This window comes from Deltaproteobacteria bacterium (assembly GCA_020848905.1).
Lineage (GTDB): Bacteria > Myxococcota_A > Polyangia.
Window position 1 is genome coordinate 74,108 of sequence record JADLHG010000009.1, and the last position, 15,055, is coordinate 89,162.

Below are 15,055 nucleotides of genomic sequence, written 5' to 3' on the forward strand. Positions count from 1 at the left end.
AAAGGCGCGGGGAACGCTCGCGCGGCGGGCTCGACCCGGCGCTCCTCGATCAAGATTCTTGCCATCTCCGGGTCCGACCCTCATACTGCCGCGCGTAATCCTCGTTACAGTGATGCGTTACCCCATTGGCCGTCGAGCGCGGCCTGTTGAAGCACCCTAGCTTGTTAAAGGAGACGTACGAATGAAGTGCACTCGGTATGGAACCCTCTTTGCCGCCGCCCTGCTGGTCGTGGGCTGCAGCGACACCAAGACCACCACCGCCGACTCGGGCGTGACGCCCAAGGCCGACAGCGGGACCACCACCGCCGACAGCGGCGGCACCCCGACCAAGGAGACCACCCGCGTCACCTCCAGCACGGGCGGCAAGGTGGCCACGAAGGACGGCAAGACCACCCTCGACATTCCGGCCGGCGCGCTCCCGGCCGACACCGACATCACGGTGACGCCGAAGGCGCAGGGAACGGACACCGCCACGGCGATCTACGACTTCGGCCCCGACGGCCTCAAGTTCACCAAGCCCGTCAAGCTCGCCATCAAGTACGACGGCGCGGCGCCTCCGACGGGCAAGAAGCTCGTCCTGGCCTGGAAGGACGCCGGCAAGTGGACCCCCGTGGCCGGCTCGTCCTTCGCGGGAGGCATGGTCTCCGGCGACATCGAGCACTTCACCGAGTACACGGCGATCATCACCGACGAGGGAGTGGTCGTCACCTCGAGCTGCAGCGACGTGGCCAAGAACTTCAAGCCCTGCGGCGGCAGCCCCGTGGGCGCCTGGAAGTTCACGGACGTCTGCTTCGAGCAGCAGGTCCTGCCGAATCCCTTCCCGACCTGCGTCGGCGCAAAGTGGAGCGCGGTGGTGAACTGGAACGGCACCTTCACGGTCACCGGCGACGGCAAGGCTGTCGCCGACCTGAAGGAGTCGGCGGTGAACTACTCGCTGGAGGTGCCGACCTCCTGCATGGCGGAGAAGACCTGCGCCAGCCTGGGCACCAGCATGCTGAAGGGCGCCACCTGCGTCGACGTGACGGGCGGCTGCAAGTGCACCGGCTCCTCGGTCACGGGCCAGCCCAAGGTCGAGAACAGCACCTGGACCGTGGACGGCACGACGCTCGTGATGACCACCACCGGCGATCAGCCAAAGACCACGCGCACCCCCTTCTGCGTGAGTGGCAATCAGATGGTCGGCGAGACGACCGAGACCAAGGACGGCAAGACGACCAAGTACTACATGGTCCTCGCGAAGGTCCCCGCGCCGTAGTCCGGTAGCGGGCGTTCGGCCCGAGCCCGCCGCTCCCCCTCCCCCTTCCGTCCCCGATCTACTATTCTCGGCCATGCACGAAGACCTCCCCATCGTGGTCGTCGGCGGCGGCATCGCCGGGATCACCGCCGCGCTCACCCTGAGCGAGGGTGGGCTTCCGGTGCTGCTCCTCGAGAAGAACCCGCGGTCGCTAGGCGGCCGGGTCGCGGCCTATCCCGCCACGCACTTCGTGCACCAGGGGCGGTCGTTCACCTTCTCCGTCGAACACGGCATGCACGGCTGGTGGCGGCAGTACCGCAACTTCTGGGCGCTCCTCGAGCGGCAGGGCCTCTCCGCGCGCATGATCGCCGCCTACGACCAGGCCCTGCTGTTCGACGATGGCAAGGCGGTGTACCGCACGAACGTGGGACGCGAGACGCAGGTCACGCGGGTGCCGGAGCCCTTCCACCACGTACGGCTGCTGGCCAAGGAGAACCTCCGCCGGCTGATTCGCACCGACGAGCTCCCGCTGCTCGCGAACCTCGCCACCAAGGTGCTCGAGGCGATCTGCTTCGACCCCTACGACGCGAAGCACCGGGAGAAGTACGACGCGCTCTCGGTGGCCGACTACCTGCGCGGCGTGCCCTTCTTCTTTCAGGCCTTCCTGCGGAGCCTCACGCGGAGCGGCTTCTTCTCCGACCCGCAGCACGTCTCGCTCTGGGCCTTCCTGCTGAGCTTGCAGCTCTACGTCTTTCTGCGCCGCGAGGACCAGTGTTTCTCCTTCCCGCGCGGCCCGGTCGTGCCCACGCTCCTCGAGCCGCTGGCGGCGAGGATCGCGGCGCGCGGGGGCCGGCTCGTGCGCGGCGTCTCGGTCGAGCGCGTCGAACGCGCGCCGGGAGGAGGCTGGACCCTCGCCTGGAAGCGCACGGGGGCCGACGCGCCGACGGTCCAGGGCGACCCGGCTCCCGAGCTCGGCGGCTACTCGGGCACCCTGCGCGCACGCGCCGTCGTGCTCGCCGTGGACGTGGAAGGGGCGAAGGCGCTCCGGCAACGCTCGCCCGACCTCGTGGCGCCGCTCGGCGACCTCTCGGCGTTCCGGGGGCGTCCCTCGACGGTGGTGCGCCTCTTCTTCGGCGCCGCCCCGAGCCTCGAGTACGGCGAGAGCGGCGTCTTCAGCGGGCGGGCCACGGTGGACAATTTCTTCTGGCTCCACCGTTTTCAAGACGAGTTCGCCGCCTTCCACGCCGAGACGGGGGGGAGCGTGCTCGAAGGGCACATCTACGCCCCCGAGAGGCTCCACGCGCTCCCCGACGCCGAGCTCTTCGCGCGCGTCGAGCGGGACGTGGAGCGCGCTTTTCCCGAGGTGGCGGGGAGCTGCCTGCATCGCACGATCGTCCGCAACGAGGCCACGCACATCAACTTCCCCGTCGGCAGCGCGCGCTCCTTTCCGAAGGTGGTGACCGCGCAGCCAGACCTGGTCCTCTGCGGCGATTGGATCGACGGCGGCGCTCCCGTGCTCTACATGGAGCGGGCCTGTCAGACCGCGCTCGTGGCGGCGAACGCGCTCCTCGCGCGGGCCGGCCTCCCCGAGACGGAGGTCCTCTTCCCGTCCCCGCCACCCGCGCACCTGCGGGCCTTCCAGAAGGCGCTCCGCCGCGTGGACCGACATCTGCCGGGGCTCTGGCCCACGCGCCCCCGACGGGGCTCCGCGGCCGAGGCCGCCGAGGAGGACGAGAGATGATCGACGGAGACGCCCTCGCCGGTGACGCCCTCACGAGCGAGGCTCTGCTCGCCGAGCTCCGCAAGCTCCCGCTCTTCGCGGACCTCGAGCACGACGTCACCGCACGCCTGCTCGAGCTCGGCCGACGCGAGCGCGTCCCCGCGGGAAAAGTCTTCCTCGCCGAGGAGGCGGCCCCCGACGACCTCTACCTGCTCCTTCGCGGCGAGGTCGCGGTGCGCCGCAACGACCGGCTCGTGACGCTGCTCCCCGCGCCGCAGGCCCTCGGGCTGCTGTCGCTGGTGGACGGCAAGCCGCGCTCGGCCTCCCTCTCGGCCTTCACCGAGGTCGAGCTCCTCGTGCTCGAGCGGCGCGACCTCTACGAGCTGATGGGCCGGAGCCCCGCCCTCGGCCGCAGCCTGGTGCAGCACTTCGCCACCGAGGTGCGGACGCTCTACGAGGCCGAGAACGTGCTGCGCCGCCACTTCGAGGACTTCTTCGAATCGCCAAACGCGCGCCTCGTCCCCGGGCCGTACGTCGCCGACGCCTTCGAGATGGTCTTCCTCGTGATGCGCGACGACCCCGCGCGCTTGCGCCGCCTGCTCCCCGACGGGCTCCGGCCGCTACCCGGCCTCGAGGACCGTTACTTCCTCACCTTCAGCTTCTTCCCGCGGGTCGCCACGGAGCACCCCGCCGGCCGCGGCAAGGCCTTCGCCTACGACGAGACCTGCCCCTTTCTGCCGTGCCTCGGGCCGTCGCTGAAGCCGGGGGTCTACACGCCGGAGCTCTATCCGGAGAACTTCCTCGCCATCACCCTCGGGCGCGAGCTCTACGGCTTCCCGAAGCGCTTCGGCAAGACCGAGCGCTACGCCGACCACATCGACGTGATCCTGGCCCAGGAGATGCTGCTCCGCGCCTCGTGGCGCGAGCGGCAGCCGCTCGAGGCTCCCGAGTTCGGGCGCGAGCTCGCCGCGCAGCTCGCGGGTCCCAGGCGTCTCCCGACATCGGTGACGGAGCTGGTGGGCGCCCTCTTCGGCCTCGCGAATCGCGACGTCCTGCGGCTGGCCTGGCCGGCCGTGACCGTCTACCTGCACAAGCAGATCCCCGACGTGACCTCCGAGGCGGAGCGACGACCGGTCGTGGACCAGCTGGTCGAGGTCCCCTTTCGCGTGCGCGCCATGGAGCGCTTCTTCGCGCTGCGCGCGCCAGAGGTGCGCTTCTTCGCCTCGAGCTACTTTCTCGGGGGCGAGTGCGTGGGCGGCTTCTCGCTCACCATGAGCTTCGTCTTCGGCCGCGGGCGCGTGGCGCTGGACTACCTCGCTCGCGCGAAGGCTTCGTCCCTGGGGGACCGCGTGCGCCGCTTGATCGGCCGCGAATGATTGGAGCCGGGCCGCGCTTTTGGCTAAGCTTCTCGGTCTGCGCCCGGCCCAGGGCGACACGATCGAGGTGAACCATGCGCATCCTGACTCCCCGACGCGGCCACTGCGCGCTGCTTATCTGCCTGCTCGCGGCCTGCAACGACAGCAACCCGAAATCCGATGCCCAGGTCACCCCCGACAGCGGCATGTTCCGGGACCTCGGGGCCAGCGTCGACCTGCTCGCGCGCGCCGACATGGGTCGCGATCAGAGCGCTCCGGACCGGGGCGCCGCCGACGGACCGACGGCAGACCAGCGCGCCACCGACCAGCGCGTGGCGGACAAGGGTGCGCCGGACGCGGTTCCGAAGCCGGACAGCGCCCCGTGCCCGATCGGGATCAACGACACGATCCCGGCGCAGCTCGCCATCACCGTCGACGACAACTACAAGCTCTACCTGAACGGCCAGCTCGTGGCGAACGTGACCAACCTCTGGAACTCGCCGCTCAAGCACAACCTGACGCTCAAGCGGCATCCCTCGCAGCCGAACGTCCTGGCCATCGAGGGGATCAACACCATGCGCATCGACGGCACGGACCGCGCCGTGGTGGCCGAGGCGCGCTGGACCGTGGGACCCACCGTTCACGCGCTTCCCACCGACAAGACCTGGAAGGTCCTCGGCACGGCCGCGCCCTCGGGCTGGGAGCAGCCCGCCTTCAACGACACGGCCTGGCTCGCGGCCACCGAGCTCGGCGCCCACGGCATGGCCCCCTACGGGAACATCCTGAGCGGCCTGCTGGCCTCGCCGCCCGCAATCACCGCCAAGCTCCTCTGGAGCTACAACCCGGACAAGGCGGCCGCCACGAAGCCCGTGACCGAGACGAACTACTTCCGGAAGACCTTTTACCTGACCGCCGCGGGCGCCCTCTCCGCTACCCCCGGAACCTGCCCGTAACACGCCCAGACCCAACCCCTGACGCCGCCCCCGACCCGAATGCTATGCTTGGGTCGTGGGAGCGAAGCTAGGGGCGCTGACGTGAAACTCTGGCTCGTGCTGGCGCTCGGCCTCGGCGTCGTGGTGGTGGCCTGCTCCGCGAGGGCTCCCGAAGCCGTGGGCCGCCCGTGCAGTTACGACATGCCCTGCGGACCCGGGACTGTCTGCGACCCCCGGCAGGGTGTCTGCGTCGCCGGGGGCGGAGGCAGCGACTTCGGCGGGGGCTTTGCCGACAGCTACCTCCCCTGGCGCTCGGATCGCGGGGTCGCGCCGCCGGGAGACCTCTTTATCGGGGACGCGCCGCTTCGGGACAGCGGGAAGCCCACGGGCGACGCGGGGTGCGTGTCCCCGAAGGCGCTCTGCGACGGCTCGTGCGTCGACACGAGCTCGGACGCGGGGCACTGCGGCAAGTGCGGCAACGCCTGCGGCTCGAGCGCGCGCTGCACGAACAGCGCCTGCGCCTGCACGGGCGGGGCGCAGAACTGCGACGGGAGCTGGGGCAACGGCTGCGAATGCCCGTCGGGAAAGCAGTGTAGCGGCAGCGCGTGCAACGCCCCCGACCCCTGCGCCGGCGTGAGCTGCGGCGCGAACGCGAGCTGTTCCGGGGGCACCTGCGGCTGCAACGGCAGCTACAAGAACTGCGACGGGAGCTGGGGCAACGGCTGCGAGTGCTCCCCGACCAAACAGTGCAGCGGCACGAGCTGCGTGAACCCCGATCCCTGCGCGAGCGTCAACTGCGGCGCCAATGCGACGTGCAGCGGTGGGAACTGCTTCTGCAACACCAACTACAAGAACTGCAACAGCACCCTCTCCGACGGCTGCGAGTGCCCGCCGAGCAAGCAATGCAACGGCACGAGCTGCATCACCCCCTGCACGACGGGCAGCTGCGGCGCCAACGCCACCTGCACCGGCGGCCTCTGCAAGTGCAACGGCGACCTGCTCAACTGCGACGGAAGCTGGACCAACGGCTGCGAGTGCGGCTATTCCTGCTCGAACGGCTGCACCGCCGAATGCAACGGCACGGCGTGTCGGTGCCCCTCGCCCCCCTGTCCCTACTGAGCACGCCGCGGCCGGCGGTTATTTCGGCTTCGAGCCATTCCCGACTATCCTCGGCGCACACGACTACCTACGAGGAGGTCTACAAACGATGCGTCATCGTCGGAGGGGAGGAATCGCGGCGCTGCTCGGTGCGGCGCTGGCGATGGGTGCGATCGGCTGCGGCAGCTCGTCGTCCACGCCGGACGGAGGCAGCTTGAGCGACGGCGCGGTGACCGCCGACGGCCCGGCCGGCACCGACGGTGGCGTGGGCGGCGATCGCGGCGCGACGGGCGACCGCGGCCCCGCGACCGAGGGGGGCCCGACGGCCGACAAGGGCGCCCCGAGCCCCGACGGCGGTGGGGGCCCGGCACCGACCAAGATCGACCAGGTGGCGGCGGGCAAGTCCTTCACCTGCGTCATCTTCGATACGAAGGAGGTGCGCTGCTGGGGCTACAACAGCTCGGGGCAGCTCGGCTATGCGACGACGGTCTCCGGCATCGGCCACCAGAGCACGCCGAAGCAGTACGGCAAGATGGTCAAGATCGGCGGCAAGGTGACGCAGCTCGCCCTCGGGGATGCGCACGCCTGCGCGCTCCTCGACACGGGCAAGGTCCGCTGCTGGGGCGGAGGGGCGCTGGGCCGGCTCGGCTACGGCAACACCAACAACGTGGGGCTCACGAACCATCCGGCCGACGTGGGGGACGTGGACCTCGGCGGCGCGGTCAAGCAGCTCTCCGCCGGCGCGAACCACACCTGCGCGCTCATGACCGACGCGAAGGTGCGCTGCTGGGGCGAGTGCGCGTGGGGCCAGTGCGGGATTCCGGGGCAGGTGGCCGCCGGCCCGATCGGGGACAACGAGAAGCCCTCAGCCGTGGCGCCGATGGAGATGGGCGTGGACGTGGAGAAGGTGGCCGCGGGAGGACAGCACACCTGCCTGCTCCTCAAGGGTGGCAAGGTGCGTTGCTTCGGCGAGGGCGAATGGGGACGCCTCGGCTACGGCGACCAGCTCGACATCAAGGAGAAGAAGCCTTCGGAGCTGAAGGACGTGGACGTCGGCGGCGAGGTGGTGGACCTGCAGGCGGGTAACTACAACACCTGCGCGCTGATCAAGGGCGGGGCGCTCCGCTGCTGGGGGGCCGGGAACCTGGGCGTGACGGCGAACGCCGGCCAGCACGTCGGGGACAACGAGGCTCCCTCGGCCGTGGCGGCGATCAAGGTGGGGGCGCTGGTCACGAGCTTCAGCATCTCCTCGACGGGGAGCCACATCTGCGCCGTCACGGACGCGCAGAACCTACGCTGCTGGGGCAGCGGTCAGACGGGCAAGCTCGGCTACGCCGCGATTGCCGACATCCACGACCCGAGCGCCAAGGGCGACGTGAAGGTGGGCGAGACGGTGCTCGGCGTGGCCGCCGGGGGCAACCACTCCTGCGCGCTCACCTCGAAGAACCAGGTGCGCTGCTGGGGCTCGGCCAGCGCCGCGCAGCTCGGCTACGGCAACGCGACCACCATCGGCGACACCGAGACGCCGGACACGGCGGGGGACGTCCCGGTCTTCTGAGCCCCCGCCCTCGACGCCGCGCTCACGCCGGCGGCCGGGTGCCGCTGGCGACGAAGAGCGTGCCCCCCACGGTCTTGGCCGGTGCATCGGTCTCCTCGAGCGTGAAGTCCGAAGCGAGCGCCTCGAGGGGCTCCCACACCTTGCGCCCCACGTCGGCGCGCGCGAAGAGCTCCACCATGCGGGTCTGAAAGCTGCGCTCGGGGGCGTGCACGTCCAGGAGCGCGTAGCGGCCCCCGGAACGCAGGAGCGCGAAGGTGGCCTCGAACACCGGCCGCCAGTCGGGGATCACCGTCAGGCCCAGCGTGCAGAGCGCTCCGTCGAGGGGCCGCCCTCCCGTGAACTCGGCGAGGTCCGCCTCGGCGAGCGTCTGTGCGTCCTGCTCGAGGAGGTGCACGTTCTTCCAGCCGGCGCGGGCGATGCGCTGGCGCGCGCGGGCGAGCATTCCGCGAGAGAGGTCCACCCCGAGCACCTGGCCGGTGGGCGAGACAGCCTCCACGAGCGCCGGAAAGTTCTGCCCCGTGCCGCACGCCAGGTCGAGCACCGTCGCCCCCGGCGCGAGGCGGAGCCGCTCCACGGCCTGGACGCGGTAGGCGCGATAGGTCTGTTCGAGCGAGCGGTCGTAAAAGAGGGAGAAGACGTCGTACCAGCGCATGGGGCTCCGTCGGGCGAGGGTGCGGCGCATGATACCGCCGGAGGGCCGCACGAAACACCGCGAGGGACGCCAGGGCCAGGGTGATCGAGTTCTCCGGATGGAAGAGCGTGGGGGGGCCTAGGGCGCTCGTGACGCGGGCCCTGGCGGACGCCGCCGCTTGCATCAGCCGGCGGTGGGGCGGCGGTGTGCGGCGCGGATCGATGCGAAGGCCTTCGGCGCGGTGCTGCGCCCGGGGCGGTGCGCGAGGGGGCACTTGCCCGTCGCGCCGCCCCCTCCATACCCCCATGTCCGAGAACTCGACAGCCCTGCCGCCGGGGCCTCCGTGACGCTTGCGTCGCGCCGCGTCCGGTGCGATGCCTCGGGCCCAAGAACACCGACAGGAGCTCCGCGCATGCTCATCGACCAGCTCAAGAACGCCTCGCTCTACTACGGCCTCGGGGCCGGCATCGCCCGCGCCTTGCGCTTTCTCGAGGAGACGGACGTGACGCGCCTCCCCGCCGGACGCCACGAGCTCGAGGGAGACGAGGTCTACGCCATCGTGCAGGACTACGAGACGAAGCGGCCGGAGCAGGGCGCGTGGGAGGCGCACCGGAAGTACATCGACGTGCAGTACGTGGCCCGCGGCAGCGAGCAGATGGGCTTTTCGCACCTGGGCCAGCTCGCGGCAGGCCCCTACGACGCCGAGAAGGACTTCCTGCGCCTCGAGGGGCCGGGCGAGTTCCTGCACCTGCGCGAGGGGACCTTCATGATCCTCTGGCCCGAGGACGCGCACATGCCGGGGATGGCCGTATCCGCGCCCGAGCCGGTGCGCAAGGTGGTGGTGAAGGTGCGCGTCCCCGCGGGCGCCTGAGGCGTCGGGGTCAGGTCAGGCGAGGCCCATCCCGAGCGCGAAGAGGCCGAGGCCGAGCAGGACCGCGCCGAGAAGCGGGACGAAACGCCTCGGCAGAGGGGTCGCGTCGGGGCGCAGCCCGCGAAAGCAGAGCGCGAAGCCGCCCCCCGAAAAGAGCAGAAAGCCGAGGAGGCCGAGCACCACGAAGAGCGGGCGTGGTTCGGGGGGGTGCGCGAGCCGCGTCGCGAGCGCGGCGCGACCCGACGGCGTACGGAGGTGGGGCGCAGCCTCGGGATCGAGCGCCTGCAAGGCCGCGATGCGGGCGGCGCTCTCCGCGAGGAGCGCGCCGAAGGGCTGCGTGAGGCCGCGCGTGACCACGACCGCCGAGCGGAGCTCTTGCCAGGCGTGGAGCGCGAGGGTCCGCTCCCCGCGGGCTTCGGCGGCGCTGGCCTCCGCGCGCAGCCGCTCCGCGGCGCGGCCGACCCACGGGTTTCCCGGCAGGTAGTAGGCCATGGCGCGCCGGAGGAGCCGCGAGCAGGTGACGAGGTCCCGCCGGCCGCAGCTCTCCTCGGCGGCGAGCAGGTTCGCGCGCGCCCCGAGGAGCATGCGCGCGCCGAGGAGCGCGAGCACCAGCACGAGGCCCCCCGTGCCGAGGAGCAGCGCGGAACGGGTGCCGGGCGAGGGGCGCATGGCCGCATCTTGCGTCACGGCGCCGGACGTGGGAAGGGGAGAGCGGACGCCGCATGGACCCTGCCTTCGACTACAGCCACCGCTTCCACGCGGGCAACGTCGGCGACGTGCTCAAGCACCTCGTGCTCGTGGCAGTCCTCGACGAGCTCCTCTCCGCCGAGCGGCCCGTGCGGGTGATCGAGACCCACGCCGGGGAGGGACGCTACCTCCTCGGTTCCACGGGCGAGTGGATGGAGGGGGTGCACAAGCTCCTCGCGCTCCCCGCGGACGGACTCCCCGCGGCGCTCGCCCGCTACCTGACCCTCCTTCGCGCGGCGGGGCTCTCCGACGACGGGCGGCGCGTCTACCCCGGCTCGCCCGCGATCGCCCTCGCGTGCCTGCGCCCACAGGACCGGCTGGTCGGCTACGAGCTCGTCGAGGCCACGGCGCGTCAGCTCGAGCGGAACCTGGGGAGCGACCCGCGGCTCGAGCTGCGCGTCGGAGACGGACCCGCGGCCCTGGTCACCGCGCTGCGCGAGGCGGGGAGCGCCGGCGGCGAGACCCTGGCGCTCCTCGACCCCCCGTACTCGGACAAGGCCGAGTGGTCCGAGCTGACGCGGCTGCTCCCCGAGGCGGTGAAGGCGGCCCCCGCCGCGCGGCTCCTCCTCTGGTATCCGGTGAAGAGCCTCACGCGGCCGAACCTGCTGCTCCAGCAGCTCCAGCAGGGGGGGCTCTCGGGCACCGCCGTCGAGCTCGTCACGACCCCCCTCGAGCTGAAGCGCAATCGCCTGAACGGCAGCGGGATGCTGCTCGTGAACGCGCCGCCGCCCGCCCTGGCGGCAGTGGCCGGCGCCCTGCCGACGCTGGGCAGGGCCTGCGCCACGCACGGGCGGTGGCTGGTACGCGAACAAGGCTTCTAGAACGAGGCGCCGCTTAGGGCGCCAGGCGCTGGCAACGCTCAGAGCGCCAGGCGCTGGCAACGCTCAGAGCACCAGGCGCAGGAGGTCCGCGCGCGAGTCCGCCCCCAGCTTCTGGAGCAGATTCACCTGGTGGAACTTCACCGTGCGCGGCGCCACGCCCAAGGTCTGCCCGATCTGCTCGGTGCTGCGCCCGAGGGCCAGAAGCTCGAGCACCTCCTGCTCGCGGTCCGAGAGGCGAGCGCGCGTGGCGAGCTGCTGCAGCCGGCTGCGCGTGAGCACGGACAGGTCCCGCTCGCGCACGGGCTGATAGTAGACGCGCACCGTCTCGTCCGACAGGCGCTCGGCCGCCACGAGCGAGATCTCGTTCGAGGCCCCCGCGCCCCCGAGGACCGCCATCTCGTAGTCCACCTCGGCGCTCCTCTCGAGGGCTTGCACCGGGCACCCCTGGCACGGAGCGTCTGCGCCGTGGAGGGCGACATAGCAGGGCCGACCGATGAGAGCCTCCGCTCGCCCCTCGTGAGCCCCGCGCAACGTAGCTGCCACGATGGTCCAGCGATCCCCGGGCCGCATCGACAGATCGTAGGCCTCCTCGGCCAGCCCGAGCCAGGGTGGCCGGGAATCCTGCGCCCGGTAGGCCAGGACGGCGAGGATCAGCCCCTCGCGCCCCTCCCGCCCGGCTGCGCTCAGCTCGGCGGTGAGTCGCAGCCTCTCCCCCTTCGGGGTGGTCACGAGGAACTGGGCCCGCCCGGAGGCCTCCTTCCGCGCACGGGCCAGGCTCTTCCGGAGCGGGGTCGCCTCTTCCGGCGCCACGCAGAGCGCCACGAAGTCCGCACGTTCGGCCTGCCCCGTGCGCAGGCCGAGGAGCTGCTCGAGGGCGTCGTTGATGGCGACGATGCGGTCGTCGGGGTCGAGGACCGCCAGCGGATGGCGCGCGTAGCTCACCAGGCGGGCCGCAAGCATGGATACACGTAGCTCAGGGGCTCAGGGCCCTGCTCCAGGCCGGAACCCGCCTGGCCACAATCCCACCAAGCTGGCTCGGCCCGCCGCGCGTGCCGCCGAGCTGGGCCGAGTTGATCTATGCGTCTACCTATCGACGGGTCGTGGCGGCCCTTTAGTTAGGAGGCGTCCCAAATATGATGATGGGTGTTAGGCGCCGGTCAAGTGACAGCTCGGTGACAGCCGGTTAGACGAAGTCCCGGCGCGAGAAGAGCGCCATGGCCAGGAGCAGCACCAGGGTGGCGTAGAGCAGGCCGTAGGCCCCCGCGAGCCCGACGTAGCTCCAGTCCACGAAGACGCCGTTCACGGAGACCCGCGCGCCGTCGGTCTCGCCCCCGGTAGCGTAGAAGTAGCGCAGGTTCGGCACCACCCGGCTGATGCCGTCGAGGAGACTCGCCAGGACCGGGTTCGTGAGCTTGCCGGCCACCGCGCGGATGTCGGGCACGCTACGCCCGAGCAGAAAGACGCCGATGGTGAAGGCCCCCGAGAGAAAGGGGGTCGAAAAGGACGAGAAGAGGACCGCCACCGCGGTGACGACCACGACCTCGAGGAAGATCAGCGACACCATCATGAAGAGCGGCGCGCGCAGCTCGGCGCCCTGCAGCGCGAGCACCCCGAGCAGGACACCGGTCATCACGACCTCGAGGAGCCCGAGGGTGAGCACCAGGCCGACGAACTTGCCGAGCACGAACTGCCAGCGCTGGATCGGCTTCGGCAGGAGCATGTAGATCGTCTTGCGCTCGAGCTCCTTGTAGACCAGGTTCACGCCCACGAAGATCGCGATGATGACCGCGAAGAGGCTCATCCCGGCCAGACCCAGGTCCGTGGTCAGCCGCACCTCCTCGTGCACCGACAGGGCGCCGAAGGCGAGCGAGGCCAGGATCACCGTCACGGCGAAGAAGAGCAGGCTGTAGAGCACCTTGTTGCGAATCGCTTCGCGGAAGGTGTTGAGTCCGATGGCCCAGATCTTCTGCATCGCCGTGGCTACCCTTGCGTCGCCTGGTGGACCACCACGTCCTCGAGCGACTCCTTGCGCGGGGTCACCGAGACGATCTTCGCCCCCTGCGCGCGCAAGAGGTCGATGACCGGCCCCGGGTCCACCGCCTCGCCGAGCACGAGCTGGCCGTTGTCCCCGACGCGGGCGAGCGCGTGTCCCGCCTCGGCCAGCGCCGCCTCGAGCGCGTCGCTCGGCTCGGCCACCACGATCTCCGTGCTGAGCAGACGCGCGGGGACCAGCCGATCGATCGGCCCCGTGGCCACCGTGCGGCCCCGGACGAGGATCGCCGCGCGGTCGGCCAGGAGCTCCACGTCGGAGAGGATGTGCGAGGAGAAGATCACCGTCTTGCCCTCGGTGCGGAGCGCCGCGATGAGCTCCCGCACCTGCTTGCGGCCCAGCGGATCGAGCCCGCTCATCGGCTCGTCCAGGATCACCACCTCGGGGTCGTTGATCAGCGCCTGCGCCAGACCCAGCCGCTGGAGCATCCCCTTGCTGTAGCGCCGGAGCGCGAGGTCCGCGGCGCGTGACAGGCCCACCTTCTCGAGGAGCTCGCCGGCCCGCCGGCGCGCGTCCGTCCTCTCGAGGCCGAAGAGCGCGGCCACGAAGACGAGCAGCTCGCGCCCGGTCAGGTAGTCGTAGAAGTAGGGGCTCTCGGCCAGGTACCCGAGGCGCTGCTTGGCCCGCACCTCCCCGACGGGAAAGCCGAGGAGCTCCGCCCGCCCGGTCGTGGGCTTCACGAGACCGAGGACGATCTTGATCGTGGTGGTCTTGCCCGCGCCGTTCGGCCCGAGGAGACCGAAGATCTCGCCGCGCTCGACCTGGAAGGTCACGTCGGTCGTGGCGTGCACCTTCTTGCGGAAGAACCCGATCGCGTAGGTCTTGCCCAGGTGCTCGGCGGAGAGCACGACCCGCGAGGGGTCCGTTCCTTTGGCGGCGTTCGTGGCCTGGGTCATGGACGCGCCTCCAGCGCGCGCTCGAGCGCCGCGCAGACGCGGTCCACCTCGGATTCGGTCATCCCCGGGTGGAGCGGCAGCGCCAGACCACGCGCGGCCAGCTCGTCCGCGACCGGCAGCGGCTGCGCGGCGATGCGCTCGTCGCTCCGGTAGGGGAGCTCCCGGTGCACGCCGTAGGTCGCGACCCCCGCCTGGACCCTGTCGCGAGCAAGGGAGGCGATCACCATCGCGCGGTCCAGCTCGGGCCCGAGGCAGAGGGCGAAGGTCTGATAGCAGTGACGCAGCCCCGGCGGCTCGGCCTGCAGCCGCAGGCGCGGATGGCCGTGGAGGCGCGAACGGTACCGCGTCGCGAGGGCCCGTCGGCGTTCGACCAGCGCCGGCAGGCGTCCGAGCTGCGACCGTCCGAGCGCCGCCCCGAGCTCGGTCATGCGCAGGTTGGGGCCCACCTCCACGAAGCGGCCGCTTCCGTCCCGCCCTAGGGTGCGGAGCTGCCGGATGCGGTCGGCCAGCCCCGCCTCGTCGGTGAGGACCATCCCCCCCTCGCCGGTGGTGATGATCTTCCGCGGATGAAAGCTGAGGCACGCGGTCCCGGGACCCGCCCCCACCGGACGTCCGTGACGCGCGGCACCGACCGCGCACGCGGCGTCCTCGATGAGCGTCAGGGCCAGGCCGTCGCGGCGCCGGAGCATCAGCAGGGGCTCGACCTCCACCGGCAGACCGAACTGGTCCACGGGGAGGATCGCCGTGGTGCGCGAGGTGATGGCGCGCGCGGCCTCGCCGGGGTCGAGGTTCCAGGTCCGCGGGTCCACGTCCACCAGCACGGGAGTGGCGCCGACCAGCACCACCGCGTGCGCCGTGGCGAGGAATGTGAACGCGGGTACTAGTACCTCGTCTCCCGGCCCGACTCCCGCGGCTTGCAGCGCGAGGACCAGCGCCGCGGTGCCGCTCGAGACGGCCACCGCGTGGTTCGCCCCGACCGCCTCGGCCACGGCTGCTTCGAAGCGCGCGATCTCGGGCCCGGCGAGGAGCCGCTTCCCCTCGAGCACGCGGGCCACGGCCGCCAGGTCCTCCGGTTGGATGTCGGGGGCGTTGAGCTCGAGCATGGCGTCGGGGCCGGAGTCTAGCATGGGCGTCTACGGAGA

At 71.3% G+C, this 15,055-nt stretch carries 14 protein-coding genes; 8 read left to right on the forward strand and 6 right to left on the reverse strand.

What is annotated here, in order from left to right; genetic code table 11:
* Positions 1-181: 181 nt before the first annotated feature.
* From IT371_05535 to IT371_05560, 6 genes are all read left to right on the forward strand, one after another.
* Positions 182-1,255 (forward strand): hypothetical protein, encoded by a 1,074-nt coding sequence (locus IT371_05535; GenBank protein ID MCC6747101.1) that lies wholly within the window; start codon positions 182-184, stop codon positions 1,253-1,255.
* A gap of 73 nt (positions 1,256-1,328) precedes the next feature.
* Positions 1,329-2,975: an FAD-dependent oxidoreductase gene (locus tag IT371_05540; protein MCC6747102.1), complete on the forward strand. Its 1,647-nt coding sequence runs from the start codon at positions 1,329-1,331 to the stop codon at positions 2,973-2,975.
* A complete protein-coding gene (locus tag IT371_05545; protein MCC6747103.1) occupies positions 2,972-4,330 on the forward strand; it encodes an acetoacetate decarboxylase family protein in 1,359 nt (452 codons plus the stop codon). Before IT371_05540 ends, IT371_05545 begins: the two co-directional genes overlap by 4 nt.
* Positions 4,331-4,404: 74 nt before the next feature.
* A complete protein-coding gene (locus tag IT371_05550) occupies positions 4,405-5,262 on the forward strand; it encodes a hypothetical protein (protein MCC6747104.1) in 858 nt (285 codons plus the stop codon).
* Between the two features lie 81 nt (positions 5,263-5,343).
* Positions 5,344-6,360, forward strand: coding sequence for a hypothetical protein (locus tag IT371_05555; protein ID MCC6747105.1), 1,017 nt, complete (start codon positions 5,344-5,346; stop codon positions 6,358-6,360).
* Positions 6,361-6,448: 88 nt separating this feature from the next.
* Positions 6,449-7,897, forward strand: coding sequence for a hypothetical protein (locus tag IT371_05560; protein MCC6747106.1), 1,449 nt, complete (start codon positions 6,449-6,451; stop codon positions 7,895-7,897).
* A gap of 22 nt (positions 7,898-7,919) precedes the next feature.
* Here the strand turns inward: IT371_05560 and IT371_05565 are convergent, their stop codons facing one another.
* On the reverse strand, positions 7,920-8,549 hold the full coding sequence (locus IT371_05565; protein MCC6747107.1) for a methyltransferase domain-containing protein: 630 nt from the start codon (positions 8,547-8,549) through the stop codon (positions 7,920-7,922).
* Positions 8,550-8,940: 391 nt separating this feature from the next.
* Between IT371_05565 and IT371_05570 the strand changes: the two genes are divergently transcribed.
* Entirely contained in the window at positions 8,941-9,399 is a 459-nt protein-coding gene (locus tag IT371_05570; GenBank protein ID MCC6747108.1) for a YhcH/YjgK/YiaL family protein, read from the forward strand.
* Between the two features lie 15 nt (positions 9,400-9,414).
* Here IT371_05570 and IT371_05575 read toward each other — a convergent pair whose 3' ends face one another.
* On the reverse strand, positions 9,415-10,068 hold the full coding sequence (locus IT371_05575; GenBank protein MCC6747109.1) for a hypothetical protein: 654 nt from the start codon (positions 10,066-10,068) through the stop codon (positions 9,415-9,417).
* Positions 10,069-10,121: 53 nt separating this feature from the next.
* On the opposite strand from IT371_05575, the gene IT371_05580 reads away from it, so the two are divergent.
* Complete coding sequence (locus tag IT371_05580; GenBank protein MCC6747110.1) at positions 10,122-10,967, forward strand: 23S rRNA (adenine(2030)-N(6))-methyltransferase RlmJ; 846 nt, start codon at positions 10,122-10,124, stop codon at positions 10,965-10,967.
* A gap of 63 nt (positions 10,968-11,030) precedes the next feature.
* On the opposite strand, the gene IT371_05585 is transcribed toward IT371_05580, so the two are convergent.
* The 4 genes from IT371_05585 to IT371_05600 form a co-directional block, all read right to left on the reverse strand.
* On the reverse strand, positions 11,031-11,927 hold the full coding sequence (locus IT371_05585) for a hypothetical protein (GenBank protein ID MCC6747111.1): 897 nt from the start codon (positions 11,925-11,927) through the stop codon (positions 11,031-11,033).
* 223 nt (positions 11,928-12,150) lie between these two features.
* Positions 12,151-12,939 (reverse strand): ABC transporter permease, encoded by a 789-nt coding sequence (locus IT371_05590; protein MCC6747112.1) that lies wholly within the window; start codon positions 12,937-12,939, stop codon positions 12,151-12,153.
* A gap of 8 nt (positions 12,940-12,947) precedes the next feature.
* Positions 12,948-13,913 (reverse strand): ABC transporter ATP-binding protein, encoded by a 966-nt coding sequence (locus tag IT371_05595; GenBank protein MCC6747113.1) that lies wholly within the window; start codon positions 13,911-13,913, stop codon positions 12,948-12,950.
* Positions 13,910-15,040, reverse strand: coding sequence for a DegT/DnrJ/EryC1/StrS family aminotransferase (locus IT371_05600; GenBank protein MCC6747114.1), 1,131 nt, complete (start codon positions 15,038-15,040; stop codon positions 13,910-13,912). Before IT371_05600 ends, IT371_05595 begins: the two co-directional genes overlap by 4 nt.
* Between the last annotated feature and the right edge of the window lie 15 nt (positions 15,041-15,055).

Excerpts from the sequence above, each read along its gene's own strand:
- IT371_05535 (MCC6747101.1), top strand. The coding sequence starts at position 182 with ATGAAGTGCACTCGGTATGGAACCCTCTTTGCCGCCGCCCTGCTGGTC.
- IT371_05540 (MCC6747102.1), top strand. The coding sequence starts at position 1,329 with ATGCACGAAGACCTCCCCATCGTGGTCGTCGGCGGCGGCATCGCCGGG.
- IT371_05545 (MCC6747103.1), top strand. The coding sequence starts at position 2,972 with ATGATCGACGGAGACGCCCTCGCCGGTGACGCCCTCACGAGCGAGGCT.
- IT371_05550 (MCC6747104.1), top strand. The coding sequence starts at position 4,405 with ATGCGCATCCTGACTCCCCGACGCGGCCACTGCGCGCTGCTTATCTGC.
- IT371_05560 (MCC6747106.1), top strand. The coding sequence starts at position 6,449 with ATGCGTCATCGTCGGAGGGGAGGAATCGCGGCGCTGCTCGGTGCGGCG.
- IT371_05565 (MCC6747107.1), bottom strand. The coding sequence starts at position 8,549 with ATGCGCTGGTACGACGTCTTCTCCCTCTTTTACGACCGCTCGCTCGAA.
- IT371_05570 (MCC6747108.1), top strand. The coding sequence starts at position 8,941 with ATGCTCATCGACCAGCTCAAGAACGCCTCGCTCTACTACGGCCTCGGG.
- IT371_05575 (MCC6747109.1), bottom strand. The coding sequence starts at position 10,068 with ATGCGCCCCTCGCCCGGCACCCGTTCCGCGCTGCTCCTCGGCACGGGG.
- IT371_05580 (MCC6747110.1), top strand. The coding sequence starts at position 10,122 with ATGGACCCTGCCTTCGACTACAGCCACCGCTTCCACGCGGGCAACGTC.
- IT371_05585 (MCC6747111.1), bottom strand. The coding sequence starts at position 11,927 with ATGCTTGCGGCCCGCCTGGTGAGCTACGCGCGCCATCCGCTGGCGGTC.
- IT371_05590 (MCC6747112.1), bottom strand. The coding sequence starts at position 12,939 with ATGCAGAAGATCTGGGCCATCGGACTCAACACCTTCCGCGAAGCGATT.
- IT371_05595 (MCC6747113.1), bottom strand. The coding sequence starts at position 13,913 with ATGACCCAGGCCACGAACGCCGCCAAAGGAACGGACCCCTCGCGGGTC.
- IT371_05600 (MCC6747114.1), bottom strand. The coding sequence starts at position 15,040 with ATGCTAGACTCCGGCCCCGACGCCATGCTCGAGCTCAACGCCCCCGAC.